General features: G+C 56.9%; 15 protein-coding genes. 7 read left to right on the top strand and 8 right to left on the bottom strand.

Going from position 1 to position 16,107, the window contains the following annotated elements:
- Positions 1–52: 52 nt before the first annotated feature.
- From dapD to CFI10_RS15190, 4 genes are all read right to left on the bottom strand, one after another.
- Positions 53–1,084, bottom strand: coding sequence for a 2,3,4,5-tetrahydropyridine-2,6-dicarboxylate N-succinyltransferase (dapD, locus tag CFI10_RS15205; protein ID WP_206835927.1), 1,032 nt, complete (start codon positions 1,082–1,084; stop codon positions 53–55).
- 42 nt (positions 1,085–1,126) lie between these two features.
- On the bottom strand, positions 1,127–1,474 hold the full coding sequence (locus tag CFI10_RS15200; RefSeq protein WP_206835924.1) for an ArsC family reductase: 348 nt from the start codon (positions 1,472–1,474) through the stop codon (positions 1,127–1,129).
- Positions 1,475–1,484: 10 nt separating this feature from the next.
- The gene (gene dapC, locus CFI10_RS15195) at positions 1,485–2,681 is read right to left on the bottom strand and encodes a succinyldiaminopimelate transaminase (RefSeq protein WP_206835921.1); all 1,197 of its coding nucleotides are present in this window, start codon (positions 2,679–2,681) and stop codon (positions 1,485–1,487) included.
- A gap of 76 nt (positions 2,682–2,757) precedes the next feature.
- Entirely contained in the window at positions 2,758–4,134 is a 1,377-nt protein-coding gene (locus CFI10_RS15190) for a class II fumarate hydratase (RefSeq protein WP_206835918.1), read from the bottom strand.
- A 203-nt stretch (positions 4,135–4,337) separates the two neighbouring features.
- On the opposite strand from CFI10_RS15190, the gene CFI10_RS15185 reads away from it, so the two are divergent.
- On the top strand, positions 4,338–5,339 hold the full coding sequence (locus CFI10_RS15185) for a hypothetical protein (RefSeq protein ID WP_206835916.1): 1,002 nt from the start codon (positions 4,338–4,340) through the stop codon (positions 5,337–5,339).
- Here the strand turns inward: CFI10_RS15185 and CFI10_RS15180 are convergent.
- Positions 5,336–6,028 (bottom strand): hypothetical protein, encoded by a 693-nt coding sequence (locus CFI10_RS15180; RefSeq protein WP_206835912.1) that lies wholly within the window; start codon positions 6,026–6,028, stop codon positions 5,336–5,338. The genes CFI10_RS15185 and CFI10_RS15180 overlap by 4 nt on opposite strands.
- A gap of 108 nt (positions 6,029–6,136) precedes the next feature.
- On the opposite strand from CFI10_RS15180, the gene pdxH reads away from it, so the two are divergent.
- Positions 6,137–6,784, top strand: a complete 648-nt coding sequence (gene pdxH / locus CFI10_RS15175; RefSeq protein WP_091827312.1) for a pyridoxamine 5'-phosphate oxidase — start codon at positions 6,137–6,139, stop codon at positions 6,782–6,784.
- Positions 6,785–6,833: 49 nt separating this feature from the next.
- On the opposite strand, the gene CFI10_RS15170 is transcribed toward pdxH, so the two are convergent.
- Together CFI10_RS15170 and CFI10_RS15165 are read right to left on the bottom strand one after the other, a co-directional pair.
- Positions 6,834–7,094, bottom strand: a complete 261-nt coding sequence (locus tag CFI10_RS15170) for a hypothetical protein (protein WP_091827313.1) — start codon at positions 7,092–7,094, stop codon at positions 6,834–6,836.
- 437 nt (positions 7,095–7,531) lie between these two features.
- Complete coding sequence (locus CFI10_RS15165; RefSeq protein ID WP_091827314.1) at positions 7,532–7,726, bottom strand: hypothetical protein; 195 nt, start codon at positions 7,724–7,726, stop codon at positions 7,532–7,534.
- A 186-nt stretch (positions 7,727–7,912) separates the two neighbouring features.
- Here CFI10_RS15165 and CFI10_RS15160 point away from each other — a divergent pair, with 186 nt between their 5' ends.
- Positions 7,913–8,050, top strand: coding sequence for a hypothetical protein (locus CFI10_RS15160; protein WP_175527677.1), 138 nt, complete (start codon positions 7,913–7,915; stop codon positions 8,048–8,050).
- A 60-nt stretch (positions 8,051–8,110) separates the two neighbouring features.
- Here CFI10_RS15160 and dacB read toward each other — a convergent pair whose 3' ends face one another.
- Positions 8,111–9,520, bottom strand: a complete 1,410-nt coding sequence (gene dacB / locus CFI10_RS15155; RefSeq protein WP_206835909.1) for a D-alanyl-D-alanine carboxypeptidase/D-alanyl-D-alanine endopeptidase — start codon at positions 9,518–9,520, stop codon at positions 8,111–8,113.
- A 99-nt stretch (positions 9,521–9,619) separates the two neighbouring features.
- On the opposite strand from dacB, the gene CFI10_RS15150 reads away from it, so the two are divergent.
- The 4 genes from CFI10_RS15150 (at position 9,620) to CFI10_RS15135 (ending at position 16,104) form a co-directional block, all read left to right on the top strand.
- Positions 9,620–10,210 (top strand): DNA-J related domain-containing protein, encoded by a 591-nt coding sequence (locus tag CFI10_RS15150; RefSeq protein WP_206835907.1) that lies wholly within the window; start codon positions 9,620–9,622, stop codon positions 10,208–10,210.
- A gap of 154 nt (positions 10,211–10,364) precedes the next feature.
- Complete coding sequence (locus CFI10_RS15145) at positions 10,365–11,738, top strand: efflux transporter outer membrane subunit (RefSeq protein WP_277987761.1); 1,374 nt, start codon at positions 10,365–10,367, stop codon at positions 11,736–11,738.
- Entirely contained in the window at positions 11,735–12,961 is a 1,227-nt protein-coding gene (locus tag CFI10_RS15140; RefSeq protein WP_206835902.1) for an efflux RND transporter periplasmic adaptor subunit, read from the top strand. Before CFI10_RS15145 ends, CFI10_RS15140 begins: the two co-directional genes overlap by 4 nt.
- On the top strand, positions 12,958–16,104 hold the full coding sequence (locus CFI10_RS15135; RefSeq protein WP_206835900.1) for an efflux RND transporter permease subunit: 3,147 nt from the start codon (positions 12,958–12,960) through the stop codon (positions 16,102–16,104). The genes CFI10_RS15140 and CFI10_RS15135 overlap by 4 nt, the downstream gene beginning before the upstream one ends.
- Positions 16,105–16,107: the final 3 nt, after the last annotated feature.

Raw genomic sequence — 16,107 nt, 5'->3', positions numbered from 1 at the left:
AATAAAACCCCGTACACCATTGGGTGAACGGGGTCGGTCAGCGCTGTTACGCTCAGTTGTGCTTGTGCAGCTCGGCGTTCAGCTCGATGGCGCTCTTGTTGGTTTTCACCTCGATGCGACCATTCTGCGAGTTGCGGCGGAACAGCAGGTCCGGGGTGCCGGCCAGTTCGCCAGCCTTGACTACGCCCACTTCCTGGTTGTGCTCGTCCAGCAGGGTGACCTTGGAACCACCGGTAACGTACAGGCCCGCTTCGATGGTGCAACGATCACCCAGCGGCAGGCCGAGACCGGCGTTGGCGCCCAGCAGGCAGTTCTCACCCACAGAGATCACCACGTTGTTGCCACCGGACAGCGTGCCCATGGTGGACGCGCCGCCACCGATATCGGAGCCGTTGCCCACGACAACACCAGCGGAGATTCGGCCTTCAACCATGCTCACGCCCAGGGTGCCGGCGTTGAAGTTGATGAAACCTTCATGCATCACGGTGGTGCCTTCGCCCACGTGGGCGCCCAGGCGGATACGTGATGCGTCACCGATGCGAATGCCGGCCGGTACCGCGTAGTTGGCCATTTTCGGGAACTTGTCGACGGAGAACACGTCCAGCACCTTGCCCTGAGCACGAGCCGAGAGCTGACGGCGCGGCAGGTCGTCCAGTGCCACGGCACCTTCATTGGTCCAGGCTACGTTAGGCAGCAGCGGGAACATGCCGCTCAGGTCGATGCCGTGCGGTTTGACCAGACGGTGCGACAACAGCGACAGCTTCAGGTACACCTCGGCGGTAGTTTGTGGCGCAGCGTCGGTTTCCAGGATGCAGAGCACCAGCGGCTGCTGGGTGCCTTCCAGAATCTCGACCACTTCAGCCTGAGCTTCGGCATCTACGGACAGGAAAGCCGCTTCCAGCGCCTTCAGCTGGGAGGCGTTCAGTTCGATGGTCTGGTTGCCACCGGCGTAACCCACCTTGTCGGCCACGGCGGCAATCAGCGTGTCATCCGCGTTCAGCAGCGGTGCGTTGTAGTACACCTCCAGCCAGTCGCCGGCAGACGATTTTGTACCTACACCCAAACCAAATGCGAAATTCGCCATTGTTAACTCCGTTGTTCAATTCATCAAAAAGAGAGGCGCTGTTCAGTCGAACAGGGCCGCGTAATCGGTGTCTTTAAAGCCGACTTCAACCCGACCGTCGTCCAGTTCCAGCACCGGACGCTTGATCAGTGTCGGCTGCTCGACCATCAAGGCCTGCAGGGCTTGCTCATCGGTAGTGGCCTTGACCTCATCCGGCAGCTGGCGCCAAGTGGTGCCGCGCTTGTTCAGTACTTTGTCCAGCCCGACTGCATCACACCAATGGGCGACCTTGTCAGCGCCGAGGCCCTGTTTGCGAAAGTCATGAAATTCAAATGCAACACCACGGGCTTCCAGCCATTTGCGCGCCTTGCGCACGGTGTCGCAGTTGCTGATGCCGTACAGCGTGGTCACGGGCAACTCCTTACAGGGATTCAATATAGCGGCGAATGCGTTCGGCCGCTTCAACACACTCGGATACCGTTGCCACCAGTGCCATGCGCACAAAACCGGACCCCGGCAGCACGCCGTCCACTTCGCGGGACAGGTAGCGGCCCGGCAGCACGGTCAGATTCTGCTGTGCGAACAGACCTTTGGCAAATTCATCATCCGCCATCGGGGTGGGTGCCCAGAGATAGAAGCTGGCATCGGACTGTTTCACATCCATCACCGGCTGCAGTACGCGCAGCACCGCATCGAACTTGTGTCGATACTGGCAGCGGTTTTCGTATACGTGGCCTTCGTCATTCCAGGCGGCGATGGAAGCCAACTGGTGCTGAACCGGCATGGAGCAGCCGTGGTAGGTGCGATAGAGCAGGAAAGGTTCCAACAGGCTGGCATCACCGGCGATAAAACCGGAACGCATGCCGGGCAGGTTGGAGCGCTTGGAGAGGCTGTGGAACACGATGCAGCGGGCATAGTCGTTCCGGCCCAGCTCGGCACAGGCCTGCAGTAATCCGGCCGGCTTGTTGTCCTCGTCCGGGTACAGCTCGGAATAGCACTCATCCGAGCAGATGATGAAGTCATGTTCATCCGCCAGGGCGATCAGCTTTTTCAGGGTCTCGACACTGTGCACGGCCCCTGTTGGGTTACCCGGTGAGCAGACAAACAGCAGCTGGGTCCGCTGCCAGATATCCGCTGGAACGGCATCATAATCGGGGATAAAGCCGTTTTCGGCCAGGCAGTTGAGGTAGTAAGGTTCGGCCCCGGACAGATAGGTGGCCCCTTCATAGATCTGATAGAAGGGGTTGGGGGACATGACCAGAGCACCGGGCTTGCGCTCGACCGCCGCCTGAGTGAAAGCAAAGATAGCTTCACGGGTACCGTTGACCGGCAGAATGTTGCGCTCAGGGTCCATGCTCTCGGTCTGCAGACCGAAGCGGCGTTCGCACCAGCTTGCCATTGCCTGACGCAGTTCCGGCATCCCCTTGGTGGTCGGGTAGGTGGAAACACCGCTGAGGTTTTCCGCCAGTACATCGGTTACGAAGGGCGGAGCCGGATGTTTGGGCTCTCCAATGCCGAGCGAGATGTGCTCAAGGCTTTTGGGGGGCTGAACACCGGCCTTGAGGACGGCCAGTTTCTCAAACGGGTAGGGCTGCAGTCGGTCGAGATCGCGGTTCATGCAAGTTTCCTGTCATACCCTGCAAAGTGCAGGGTTTTAGGCCAGATTTCAGGCGCAAAAGTATAGCGGAAGCGGCCTATTCGATGCCAGTTAAGCGCAGCGGATCGAGCAGACCTTCCACCTCTTCGCGCTCAAGGTCGGTCTGTTCCACGACCACGTCGACGATGGGTCGACCTTCGGTATAGGCCTGTTTGGCAAGGGTGGCCGCCTGCTCATAGCCCAGAACCGGGTTGAGTGCCGTGACTAGAACCGGGTTGCGCGACAGGGCCGCCTCGATATTGTCGCTGTTGACCGTAAAGCCTTCGATCGCCTTGTCGGCCAGTGTGACGGCAGCGTTGGCGACCAGCATCTCGCTCTGCAACAGGTTGTAAGCAATCAGCGGCAGCATGGTATTGAGCTGAAAGTTGCCGTGCTGGCCACAGATGCTGATGCTGACATCGTTGCCACACACCTGAGCGGCGGCCATCATGACTGCTTCGGAGATCACCGGGTTGACCTTGCCGGGCATGATGGAAGAGCCAGGTTGCAGGGCAGGCAGGGCGATTTCGCCAAGACCTGCCAGTGGGCCGGAGTTCATCCAGCGCAGATCATTGGCAATTTTCATCAATGCCGTGGCGCAGGTCTTGAGCTGGCCGGACAGCTCAACTGCCGTATCCTGACAGGCCTGAGCCGTAAAGTGGTTCTGTGCAGGCTGCAGGGTCAAGCCAGTACGAATGCTGAGCTGACGGCAGAACAGGCGTGAGAAGGCGCGCGGGGCGTTGACCCCGGTACCCACCGCCGTTCCGCCTTGAGCCACCTGCAACAGTCGCGGGCGCACGCTTTCCAGTCGTGCGATGCAATCCTGTATCTGTGTCAGCCAGCCTGATACCTCCTGATCCATGCGGATAGGCATGGCATCCATCAGATGGGTACGACCGGTCTTGACGATCTGGGACAGCTCAGAGCGCTTGCGCGTCAGAATGCCGACGAGATGGCGCAGTGCCGGGATCAGGCTGTTTTCCAGCTGCAGCAGTGCGCTGACATGAATGCAGGTGGGGATCACATCGTTCGAGCTTTGGCTCATGTTGATGTGATCATTCGGGTGCAGCTCAAGGCCGGTGCGCTGCTTGATCAGCGCACTGAGCACTTCGTTCATGTTCATGTTGCTGCTGGTGCCGGAGCCGGTCTGGAATACGTCCACCGGGAACTGGTCGAGATGTTCACCGGCGATCAACTGGTCGGCTGCGTCCACAATGGCATCTGCCTGCTCTTTTTCCAGCAGGCCCAGCTCCGCATTGGCACGTGCGCAGGCTGCCTTGATCTGGGCCAGCGTTGTGATGAACGAAGCCGGCAGGCACAGATCACTGATTTGAAAGTTATCCACAGCCCGTTGGGTCTGTGCGGCGTACAGGGCATCACGGGGTACCTGTACCTCACCCATGCTGTCATGCTCGGTGCGAAATTCCGGATTCATGCTTGGCTCCCTGTGCGTTTTTAAATGGTCCCGAACCGGGTGTTGTACAATCAGTTTATACACAATCCGGGGCGGATGCGCATAGCGTCAAATACCGTTTGATGGGTGCAGGATCACCCCGGAGTGCAGAGTATCGGTGTTTGGATAATATGGGGTAGACTCTCGTTCCGTTCATCTGTTCCCTGCTTCAAGAGTGATCACCCATGAGTTTGCTTACTCGCTGGCCGCGCGACCAGCTCTGCCTCAGTGTTGAAGAACGTCGTCATGCCGTGCAGGCGGTGGAGCAGGCGTTCGCTGCCACCCTGGAATCATTGAAGGTGGATATCGGCCTGAAGGAGATGTTCGAGGAGATCTATGTGCCGCTGGCTGCCTGGATTCTGGCGCGCAAGCGACAGCAGGAAGGACCGCTGGTGCTGGGCATCAACGGTGCGCAGGGTGCCGGCAAGTCGACCCTGTTCAATCTGTTGGAAGTGATTCTGGGTGAAGGGTTTGATCTGCGAGTGGTGGGTTTCTCCATCGATGATATCTACAAGACTCGTGCCGACCGCGAGGCTCTGGCGCGCAGCATTCATCCCCTGTTTGTCACCCGGGGCGTACCCGGCACACATGATGTAGAGCTGGGCATGGAGATTATCGACAGCTTGTGCGCCGATGATCCCGAACGAGTGACCAAAATTCCGGTGTTCGACAAGTCGATCGATGATCGCTGCCCCGACTCGGTGTGGCAGGAATGGATCGGCGGAGCGGATCTGATCGTGCTGGAGGGGTGGTGCGTCGGCGCGCAGCCGCAGCAGGAGGAAACGCTGGTTGAGCCAGTGAATATTCTTGAGCGCAACGAAGACCCGCATGGAATTTGGCGGCGGCATGTCAATGAACAGCTGAAAGGGCCCTATCGAGAGCTGTTTTCACGTTTGGATGTATTGCTGATGCTCTGCGTACCGAGTATGGATGCGGTGTATGAGTGGCGTTCGCTGCAGGAGAAAAAACTGGCCGAGCGGATCCAGTACATCTATGACACTCAGCAGCCGACTGACCATCTGCGAATCATGGATGGTAACGAGATCAAACGTTTCATTCAGCACTATGAACGCCTGACCCGGGCCATGCTGGACGAAATGCCTGACCAGGCTGATGTCACCCTGTTCCTGAACGAAAACCACAAAATCGCGGATATTCGCGTACTTAAGCCGTTGTGTGGCAGCTAGATCGGCAGCAAGGTGGTTGATGCGATGCCATGCACCACGGTATTGATCGCCCGGTTGGATGAGTCAGAGACAATTTTTGCCATCATGTCCTGATGGGCGATCAACTTGGACATAATGCGCTCGTAGCTTAGATTGGTTGGGCTGTTGGCGTACAGGAAAGGCTCACCGTTTTCCTGCCGGTAGGTATTGAGTCGCCAGGCCACGGCTTCCAGATTACGGGCGCAGTTGTACAGTTTTTGCTGATCCATCTCGTTGAGCATGTAAAACTCGTCACGATAACTGTACGAAGCGTGCAGCATCCCGGTAATGCCGACCATCAGTGCAAATACCCGGTCGCCCTGAAACGCGGGATCAAACGCCAGTGGCACGGCTTTCTCTGCATACAGGTTGTTCAGTTCTGGGTGGGTGATCAGTCGGGGGGAGTTCAGCAGCAATTCCAGGCGTCTTTCAATGGTCATACCGGGTACTTTCGCCAGTTCCCGCGGGTTGCGCTTGTACAGCTTGATAGCCAGCTCTCGCGCCAGTTGATTAACTGTTTCAACATGCAGATCGGCGACCATATCGATCTCGGACTTGCCCAGGTTTTTAAACTGGAACGGACGCTCATTGCCACTGGCTGCACAGCCGCCAAGCAGTAAGCCTATCAGCAATAACCCAAGGATCCGTCTTGTCTGTTTTGGTCCATGCATTGATTTCAATCTCCTTGATCTGAACTGCATCCCGCGTGATCCCGGGCAGTATAACCCTGATTGTTTCGGTTATAGTAACCGCTTGAGCCCATTCGACTGGAGAAATCTATGAGTGATACCCCCGAAATCAGTGCCCTGCGCCGCGAATATGTGGCGGCGGGACTGAGTCGTGCCGAGCTGGCGGCTGACCCGCTGGAGCAGTTTGGTCACTGGATGCAGCAGGCGCTGGAGGCCTATCCCGACGATGCAACCTCAATGACTCTTGCCACGGCCGGTGCGGATGGCTGGCCAGCCGCACGTATTGTGCTGCTCAAGCGTTTCGATGCGGATGGTTTCTGTTGGTTCACTGATTTTCGCTCCGAGAAGGGGGAGCAGTTGCAGCAGAACCCGAAAGCCGAGTTGCTGTTTTACTGGCGCGGACTTGAGCGTCAGGTGCGGATCCGTGGACGTGTCGAGCAGCTTGATCACGCAATGGGCGAGACCTACTTTCACGAACGGCCGCGCGGCAGTCAGCTGAGTGCGGCAGCTTCGCATCAAAGCTTCCCGATTGATCATCGTATCACGCTGGAACAGCGCGTAGCCGAACTGGATCAAACCTTTGAGGGAGCCGTCATTCCCTGTCCGTTAACCTGGGGTGGTTATCGGCTGATACCCGAGCTGTACGAATTTTGGCAGGGACGGGAGAACCGCCTGCATGATCGCTTCCGCTACCAGTACAATGACACCGGCTGGCAGATAGAACGTCTGCAACCCTGATTAAACCGCTACACGGGAGTTGGCTGGTTGTTGACCTGTCGACTCCTCCTCAAGACACCTTTTCACGCCACTGCAGGTCACCGATCTGCACGTTCAGCCAGTCAAACCCGATTCGACGGGCAACCGCTGCAGCCCCATCCAGGCTTTTGAATTCTCGTTCCCCTTTTGAGCGCTGCAGGTTGAGTGTCACCACCTCCTGATCACGCGTGATGAATTTCAGGGTCCAGCCACGCGACATCGAGACTGGAATCGCCTGACAGGAATCAAATACCCCCGCCTTGAAAAGCAATTTAATTTCCTTCTCTTGCATCGTCTTAATCCTTTTGTGATTCATCATTTATCAATTAATGATAATTATAAATGCAATAATGATGAATGGCAAAAAAACTGGCCTGTTTTTTCCTATATAAGCAATTGAAAATAAAGGATTTTTAAGATTTTATTCTGGATTTGTCGCGGCTGGATGTGCTTTTTTATAACCTATTGTTTATAAAGGAAAACATTGAATTTTTACTTAGATCTTTTTGTTATTTATGAATATTTTGATTGATCGAAATGATATTTATGATTAATCGTTAAGCAATTTTTGATTTTTCATTGCTGGGTATGGTCGATAGCTGCCTGGGAGGATGTAAAAGCAGATTATGAGTCAGCTCAGGTTCTGGCAGTGGGAGGGGGGCTAAGGGGCAAGATGAAGCGGGGGAGACGGGAAAAGCAGGCAGCCTGAACGGCTGCCTGGTGAGCGGATCAGTTTGAGCGCTTGGTCTCGAGCCTGGTCTGCAGGATTTGCTCAACTGCATCGAGCTGCTTACGCATCTGCTCAACAGCGCTGTTGTCATCGTTGGAGGGTGAAAAACGGAACATGTCCAGCATCTCGATCAGGAATTTCTCTTCGTTCATCTTGCTGATCTGTTCCGGCGTCCAGTTCTTGTGTGAGTACATGGTGATCTCCTTTTTGAATGTGCTGATTTAGATATGCGCCAGATGTGAGCGTTTTTCAAGTTGGATTGCACTGATGAGCTATGCTGAAAAGTCGAGAGGAGGACTCGTTGAGCTGAGTCAATATGTGCTCCAGGCTTAAGAGGTAATCTGTTCCCAACTAGGGTAACGAACGTAAAGGTGATTGTGATGTTCGGGATTGATCTGTACAGCTTCGAGGTATTGGCGCCGAGCCTGCTGGGTATTGTGGGTATGGCTGCAGTGATGGTGTGGGCCTTCATCAAGGTTCGCAAGCTGATGAATGAAGACGGCAAAAAACAGAAATAATCTTTCTGGCCGCCAACAGGACATTAAAACAAACCCGCCGAACTTGGCGGGTTTGTTTTTTCAGCCGTTGTGGTAAATCCATTCCAGCAGCTCACGTTCAAATGCCGTGATCGGGCTGGGGCCGTGGAATTTTTCCGGCAGGCTGATACTGCTCAGCAGCAGTACAAATACATAGCGTTCACCTGAGGCCGTATCGATGTATCCGGCCAGATTGCGGCTTCCGTTGACGGTGCCTGTTTTCGCCTTGATCGCTCCCTGCAACGGGGGTTGTCGTGTGCTGGCACGGTATTTCAGGGTGCCGCTGGCACCCGAAACCGGCAGTGACTGGTAGCTGTGAAGTTCGGAGTGGGCAGCCAGCCAGCGCAGCAGGTTGGCCAGCTGGCGGGCCTGAATCAAATTGTCCCGTGACAGGCCTGAGCCGTCACTGAGGGCCGCCAGATGCAGGTCAACACCGGTATGCTGCTGGATAATCGTTTTCATGGCGCGGACGCCGCTTGCAAAGCTGCCGGCTTCACCGGAGTGGATCGGCAGGGTTTTAAGCAACAAGTCTGCAATCAGGTTGTCGGAACGCTGCAGGGTCTGTTGCAACAGTTCAGCCAACGGCGCTGACTGTACCTGCGCCAGCAGCTGCCAACCCGAACCCAGAGCCCCCGGCACAATATCGCCTCTTAGTACGATACCCTGTCGGCTGAGTTCCTGACGAATACGTGCCTTGCCGTGGGCAACAGGGTCGTTGATGGCAAACTTGAGCGGCAGTACATCACGCTGATCACTGATGCAGCCGCTGAGATGGTAACGGTTGCCAGGACCCAAGTGAGCTTCCAGTTCGCACAGCTGTTGTTCGATCTGTTCTTCTGGCAGCACCATTACGCTGGACGTGACTTCGATCGGCTGATGGGCCGGCACAAAGAAGCGGGCGGGCTTACCGCTGCCGCTGCTATTCAGGCTTGCCTGAATACAGTTGCCTTCGAGGGTCAATGCCGTCACGGGTGCGCTGTAACACACGCCCAGATTATTCCAGGGCCAGCCGTGGGCACGGTCGTAACCGCTGAAACGGCTGGTATCGAGCAGAATGTTTCCCTCTATTTCGCGTACACCTTGTTGGCGCAGTTGTGTCAGTAATTCACCCAGCTGGGCCACGCTCAGGTCAGGTGCGCCGGTGAATTCAAACAGCAGGTCACCCTGCCAGCGACCACCCTGCTGTTGGCCGCGTTGCCAAAGGCGAGTGGGAAAGCGGTAGTTCGGCCCCAGTGTCAGCTCGGCGGCTGTGGCGGTAAACAGTTTCAACGTGCTGGCCGGAGGCAGCAGAGTGTCGCCGCGGTAATCGATCTCCAGGGCACCCGTTGTACTCAAGGGTGCCACCACAAGTGCCATCTGACTGCCTTCAGGTGCCAGATCAAGAATTTTTTTCCACTCCTGAGCATGGACAACAGGCGCCAGTAACAGCAGGATAAAAAGTCGCAACAGCATGGTGAGTCTGCCTTTTGTTTGAGCTGGGGAGTTGAATCGAATAATAGGTGCATTGTGCCAGACCGCCACTGAACAAATACAGCGCTGAACGGAGTCGAAATGAGCCCTGACATAGCTTCAAACCCCCTGATCCCTGAACTGCTGGCCCTGCTGAGGGCCCATCCGGACGGGATCAGCGAGTTCAGGCTGATGAAAGGGCTGGAAGCGCATCCTGCCTTTGCCGAACTGGCCGATGACTATCAGCTGCGCCTGTTTCAGAAACACTTCATGATCATGCACGGTCTTTATACTCTGCAGACCCGCCTCTGGTACGAAGAACAACTGAGACTTGAAATTTCTCCGCTTAGTGTACGCTGCCATGCTGACCCGGTAGACAGTATCACCGAGCAGGCATCCGTCCCCGGAGCGGCCGATCCTCTGCGTGACTACTATCTTGACTGGACGCAGCTGCAACACACCAGTGCACGAGATGTACAGCGCCTGCTGGCCGGCTTCATGGAACAACTCGATCACCCCGGTGCGCGGCACAAGGCGCTGGAAACACTGGAGCTTGACGCCGGTGCCAGCCAGGAAAAAATTCGCAGTCGTTACCGCCAACTGGCCGCTCAGCTTCACCCAGACAAAGGGGGAGACAGTGAGGCGTTCATTGAAGTTCGCCGTGCCTACGAACTGCTCCGCTCCGGCGGCTGAGCATGTAAAGATCTGTAAAAGCCGCTGCCGCTAAAGGAACAATCCTCTAATATAAGGCTCTCACGGGACTGGCTGGCGCACTGTATGGTGCGTGCTGCCGGTTTGTATCCGTACGAAACAGGGAACCGATGTGCGAATCCTACTCCTTTTACCCATGCTGCTGGTGCTGAGCGCCTGCAGCAGCCCGCCAAAATTGATGTCGCCGCAACCCGAACTGCCCGACAACTGGACCAGCGCTGAAGGGAGCGACACGGAACCGGTCTCGGAAGAGCTGCGTGGCTGGCTGGTGCAACTGAATGATCCACGTTTGCAGGAACTGGCGACGGAAGCCCTGGCGGCCAATCCCGGACTGCAGGCCGCTCGGTACAATGTGAGTCGCAGCCGTGAAGCTGTGGATATAAACCGTGCAGATCGGTTGCCTTCGCTGGCACTTAATCTGGGCAGTACCCGCAGGGAAGACAGTGATCGGGTAGACTCCCTCGATTTCAGTATCAGCCTGGATCTGGATCTGTGGGGCAGACTCAGTGCGCGTCAGCGTCAGGCCCGACTTGATCTGGCTGCGGCTGAAGCCGGGTTGCGACAACAGGAACAATCGCTGGTGGTCAAGCTTGGCACTCAGTGGTTTGCTCTGCAGGAAGCCCAGCTGCTGCTCGACCTGTACCGTCAGCGTCGTGACAATCTGGCACAGAATGTCGAGGTGATTGCATCCGGCTATCGCCAGGGGCTGAATGAGGCGTTAGACCTGTATCTGGCGCGTAACAACCTGCATGCCGAAAACGCCCGTGTTGAACAGCAAACTCAGCAATTGGCTGAAATTCGTCGTGAGCTGGAGTTGCTGCTCGGGCGCTATCCGTCCGCTCGGTTGATCGCAGAAGCCGCGTTGCCCTGGCTGGAGACTGACATACCGGCAGGTTTGCCGGCCGATGTGTTGACCCGTCGCCCCGATCTGCAGCAGCAGTGGCTGGAACTATTATCAGCCGATGCGGCTCTGGCCGCTGCCCACCGTGATCGCTTTCCCAGCCTTGGTCTGACCAGTACGGGCCTTGGGGGCAGCAGTGATGCCCTCAGTGATCTGTTGTCACTGGGCAACCTGAGCTGGAGCATAGGTGCGAGGCTGACGCAAACACTGTTCGATGCCGGTCGCAAGGCATCGTTGCAGGATCAGGCGCTGGCGCGTCGGCAGGAGCTGGAACAACGCTGGCTGGAAGCAGTGTATGCCGCATTGGCCGAGGTGGAAAATGCATTGTCGCTTCGACAGAGTTTGCTCGAACGCCACGCTCAGTACCTTGAGGCTCAGCGCAATGCCGTGCATGCCGAAAACCTGGCCTTTGAGCAGTATCAGAAGGGCTTGACCAGCTACACCACCGTTCTGGAAGCCCAGAGACGCTCCTTTGATGCCCAGACCAGTGTATTGGGGCTGCGCCGCCAGCTGCTCCAGAACCGGATCGAGCTGTATCGTGCGCTGGGCGGCACTTTTCAAACCGACCTTCCAACAACAGAGCCTGAGCAGGAGCCTGCCGGACAATGATCAAACGTATTCTTCCCCTGATCGTCATTCTGGTAATGGCCACATTCGGTTGGCTTATATACAGCAATCCACCTGAAGTGCACCGTGGTAAGCCGCCGCAACCGGCCAGAATAAATGTAGATACCCAAACCATTGCTGCTGCTCCCTACCGGGTGATGATCGAAAGCTACGGTCGCATTCGGCCACGTACCCAAAGCACTCTGCAACCGCAGGTTAGCGGTGAGGTTGTCTGGCTGGCCGCTGATTTCCGTGCTGGAGGCTTTTTCGAGAAGGGTGAAGAGCTGATCCGGCTGGATAGCCGTGACTATGCGGCCGAAGTGGCGCAGGCTGAAGCCAGCGTGATCAGTGCCCGACAGCAACTGGCCGAAGAACAGGCACGGGCCGACCAGGCCGCTGCAGACTGGGAGCGTCTGGGGAACTCCGGACAGGCACCGGCACTGGTGTTGCGCAAGCCTCAACTGGCCAGTGCCCGTGCCAGTCTGGCGTCGGCCGAGGCGGTGTTGGCCAAGGCGCGGCTTAATCTGGAACGGACCCGCATCCGTGCCCCCTATGCCGGCCGTGTACTGGAAAAAAGTGTTGATTTGGGGCAGGTGGTGTCCAGCAATACCACCCTTGCCGAGATCTACGCAGTGGACTATCTCGAAGTGCGTCTGCCGTTGCAGAGTCGTGATCTTGGCTTTGTGGATCTGCCCGAAGAATATCGCTTTGACCAGACCGGTGGCACACAGCCACGGGTTGAGCTGATCTCTGATCTGGTTCAGCGTGAAGTTTGGAGCGGCCGTATTGTGCAGACGGAAGGCGCTATCGATGCCACCAGCCGTCAGTTACATGTGCTGGCGCAGCTGGATGACCCCTATGGCGAGAAGGCAGTTGATCGGGTTCCGTTGAAAGTGGGTCAGTACGTCACTGCGCGCATCGAGGGGCGGGAAATTCCGGATGCAATCGTGATTCCCAACCGTGCCATCTATCAGGGCAGTTATGTCTACCGTGTTGAAAACGGTGTACTGCAGCGTCAGCCGATCCGCATTGACTGGCAGAATGAGACCGAGGCCTTGATCGGCGAAGGGCTTGAGCCCGGTGACGAACTGGTGCTGACGTCGCTCGGTCAGGTGATTTCAGGTACGCCGGTCAAAATTCGTGGTGCGGCCAAGCCTGAATCGGAACAACACTCCGAAGGGCCTGCAGTACAAGGTCAGCGCCGTGCAGCAGGAGAACAGCCATGATCGCCTGGTTCGCACGCAACCATGTGGCCGCCAATCTGCTGATGGTGACCATTCTGTTCACCGGCTTGATGTCGCTCAAATACAATATTCCGCTGGAGGTTTTTCCCAGTTTCGAGACCGACACCATCAGTGTCAATGTCAGTCTGCGCGGCGCAACTCCTGAAGATGCCGAGCTGAGTCTTGCAACTCGGGTCGAGGAGGCGGTCAGTGATCTGGAGGGGGTGAAACAGATCAACAGCCGTTCAGTAGAAGGGGGGGCGACGATCACGATCGAAGTCGACAGCGGCTACGATGCCCGTGAGTTGTTGGCGGATGTGAAGTCGCGCGTGGATGAAATCGGCACCTTCCCCAGTGAGGCGGATCAACCGGTCATCTCACTGGCCACTTTCAAGCGTGACGTGATTACGGTCGCCGTCGCCGGAGAGCTGAGTGAACAGGAGCTGCGCGGCTATGCCGAGCGGGTGCGTGATGATCTGTTGCGCACGCCGGGGATTACTCAGGTCGAGCTGGACGGGGTACGCAACTACGAGATCGCCATCGAGCTGTCACAGGATCAGCTGCGCGCCTACGATCTGACGCTGTCGGAAGTGGCCGAGCGGATCGGCAACAGTTCACTGGATCTCTCAGCCGGCAACATCCGCACCGATGGCGGCGATATTCTGATCCGGTCCAAGGGGCAGGCGTACTATCGTGACCAGTTTGAGCCGCTGGTCATCAAGGCCAACACCGATGGCAGTCTGCTGCGACTGAGGGATATCGCCAACGTGACCGATGGCTTTGAAGAGTCGGCGTTGCGTACCCGGTTTAACGGCAAACCTGCAGCAATGTTGGATGTCTATCGTGTCGGTGATCAAAGTGCCATCGAAGTGGCCGACAAGGTCAAGGCCTATGTTCATGAGCAGCAGGCCAACCTGCCGCAGGGGCTGGAGCTGAGTTACTGGGGCGACGGTTCACTGCTGGTCAAAAGCCGAATCAAGACGCTGACCACAAACGCACTGCAGGGCGGCATCCTGGTGTTGCTGCTGCTGACTTTGTTCCTGCGCCCCTCCATCGCGTTCTGGGTGTTTATCGGTATACCGGTGAGTTTTATGGGCGCCTTTCTTGTTATGCCACTGTTCGGCGTTACCCTGAACGTGCTGTCACTGTTCGGCTTTATTTTGGTACTGGGGATTGTGGTGGATGATGCCATCGTCACCGGTGAGAACATCTACAGTCACCTGCGCAATGCCGAGTCCGGTCTGCAGGCATCCATTCGTGGCACACAGGAAGTAGCGGTACCGGTGACCTTCGGTGTGCTGACCACGGTTGCAGCATTCTTGCCAATTGGCTTTATCGAGGGTGCCCGTGGTGCGCTGTTCGCCCAGATACCGGTCGTTGTTATTCCGGTGCTGCTGTTTTCGCTGATCGAGTCCAAGTTCGTATTGCCGGCCCACTTGAAGCACCTCAAGCTGCGTCAGAACGAAGTTGAACAGCAGGGAAGGCTGTCGCAGATGCAGCAGCGTTTTGCCGATGGTTTTGAGCGCATGATTCTCAAGTATTATCAGCCGTTGCTGGCGCTGAGCCTGAAACATCGACTGACTACACTGGCGCTGTTCAGCGGCGTGTTCATTCTGATACTGGCCTTTATTCTGTCGGGCTGGACACGCTTCGTGTTTTTCCCGCGGGTTGAAGCGGATACGGCGCGCGCTTCGCTGACGATGCCCAGCGGTACCCCCTTTGAAGTGACCGACCGCCATATCGTGCGGATGGTCGAAGCGGCTCGGGCACTGCAGGAGGACTACCGGGATCCGAATACCGGTGAAAGTGTGATCATGAATATATTTTCCACTACCGGTGCCGGTGGCAGTGCCGAAACGGGCCGAATTCGCTTTGAGCTGCAGCCGGCTGAAGAGCGGGAGCAGGAGGTGAGCGCTTCGACACTCATTAACGAATGGCGTGAGCGAATCGGGCCGATCCCCGGAGCCGAGACGCTGACTTTCAGAGCGGAAATAGGGCGAGCCAGTGATCCGGTCAGCATCGAGTTGCGCTCGGGAGATGTGGATGATCTGCGTGCCATGGCGCAGCAGGTAAAGGCGCGACTGGAAACCTATCCCACCCTGTTTGATATCGCCGATAACCTGTCAGACGGCAAGGAAGAGCTGCAGCTGGAGCTGACACCACAGGCTCATCTGCTTGGCCTGACTCGCAGTGACATCATTCGTCAGGTGCGGCAGAACTTTTTCGGTATCGAGGTGCAGCGGGTACAGCGTGGCCGAGACGATGTAAGGGTGATGGTACGTTTGCCGCTGGAAGAGCGTCAGGCGATTGCCGGCCTCAAGGGGATTCTGATTAACACCCCGGGTGCCGGGCAGGTACCGTTGGATGAAGTGGCGCAGCTGGTGCCGGGCAAAAGCCCTTCGGCCATCTACCGTGTTGACCAGTATCGTACCGCCAATGTGGTCGCCGATATGGACAAGGTCAACACCAATACCACGGTGCTGAATCGCGATCTAAACGAATTTTTGACTGAGCTGGTGCTGCAATATCCCGGTGCAGAATTCAGCCTTGAAGGGGAGGCCGAAGAGCAGCGGGAGTCTTTTGCCTCGCTGGCACTGGGGCTGGCATTCGTGTTTTTCGTGATCTACAGCCTGTTGGCAATCCCGTTCCGCTCCTACCTGCAACCGCTGATTGTGATGTCGGTGATTCCTTTTGGCGCCATTGGAGCGATTGTTGGTCACTGGATCATGGGGATGGACCTGACCATCATGAGCCTGCTGGGGTTGATGGCTCTGATTGGCGTAGTGGTGAACGACAGCCTGGTACTGGTGGACTTCACCAACCAGCGGCGCAAGGAGCTGCAGGCGGGAGGAGAGCACTCACACTTCGAGGCAACGCGACAGGCGGTGCTGGTTGCGGGGGTTGCACGCTTCCGACCTGTGATGCTGACTTCGCTCACTACTTTTATCGGCTTAATGCCACTGTTGTTTGAAAAGGCGGTGCAGGCCCAGTTCCTGATCCCGATGGCAGTTTCGTTGGGCTTCGGCATCATCTTTGCGACGGTCGTCACATTGATCATGGTGCCGGTCAACTTCATGCTGTTGGAAGATCTGCGCAGACTCGGGCGTCGGCTGGCGAAGCGACCCGAGCCTGTCAGCACTCACTGACCC

The sequence above is a fragment of the Marinobacterium iners genome (genome assembly GCF_017310015.1).
Taxonomy (GTDB): Bacteria; Pseudomonadota; Gammaproteobacteria; order Pseudomonadales; family Balneatricaceae; genus Marinobacterium; species Marinobacterium iners.
Note: the sequence above shows the minus strand (reverse complement) of the source record. Positions and strands in the feature narration are given on the sequence as shown.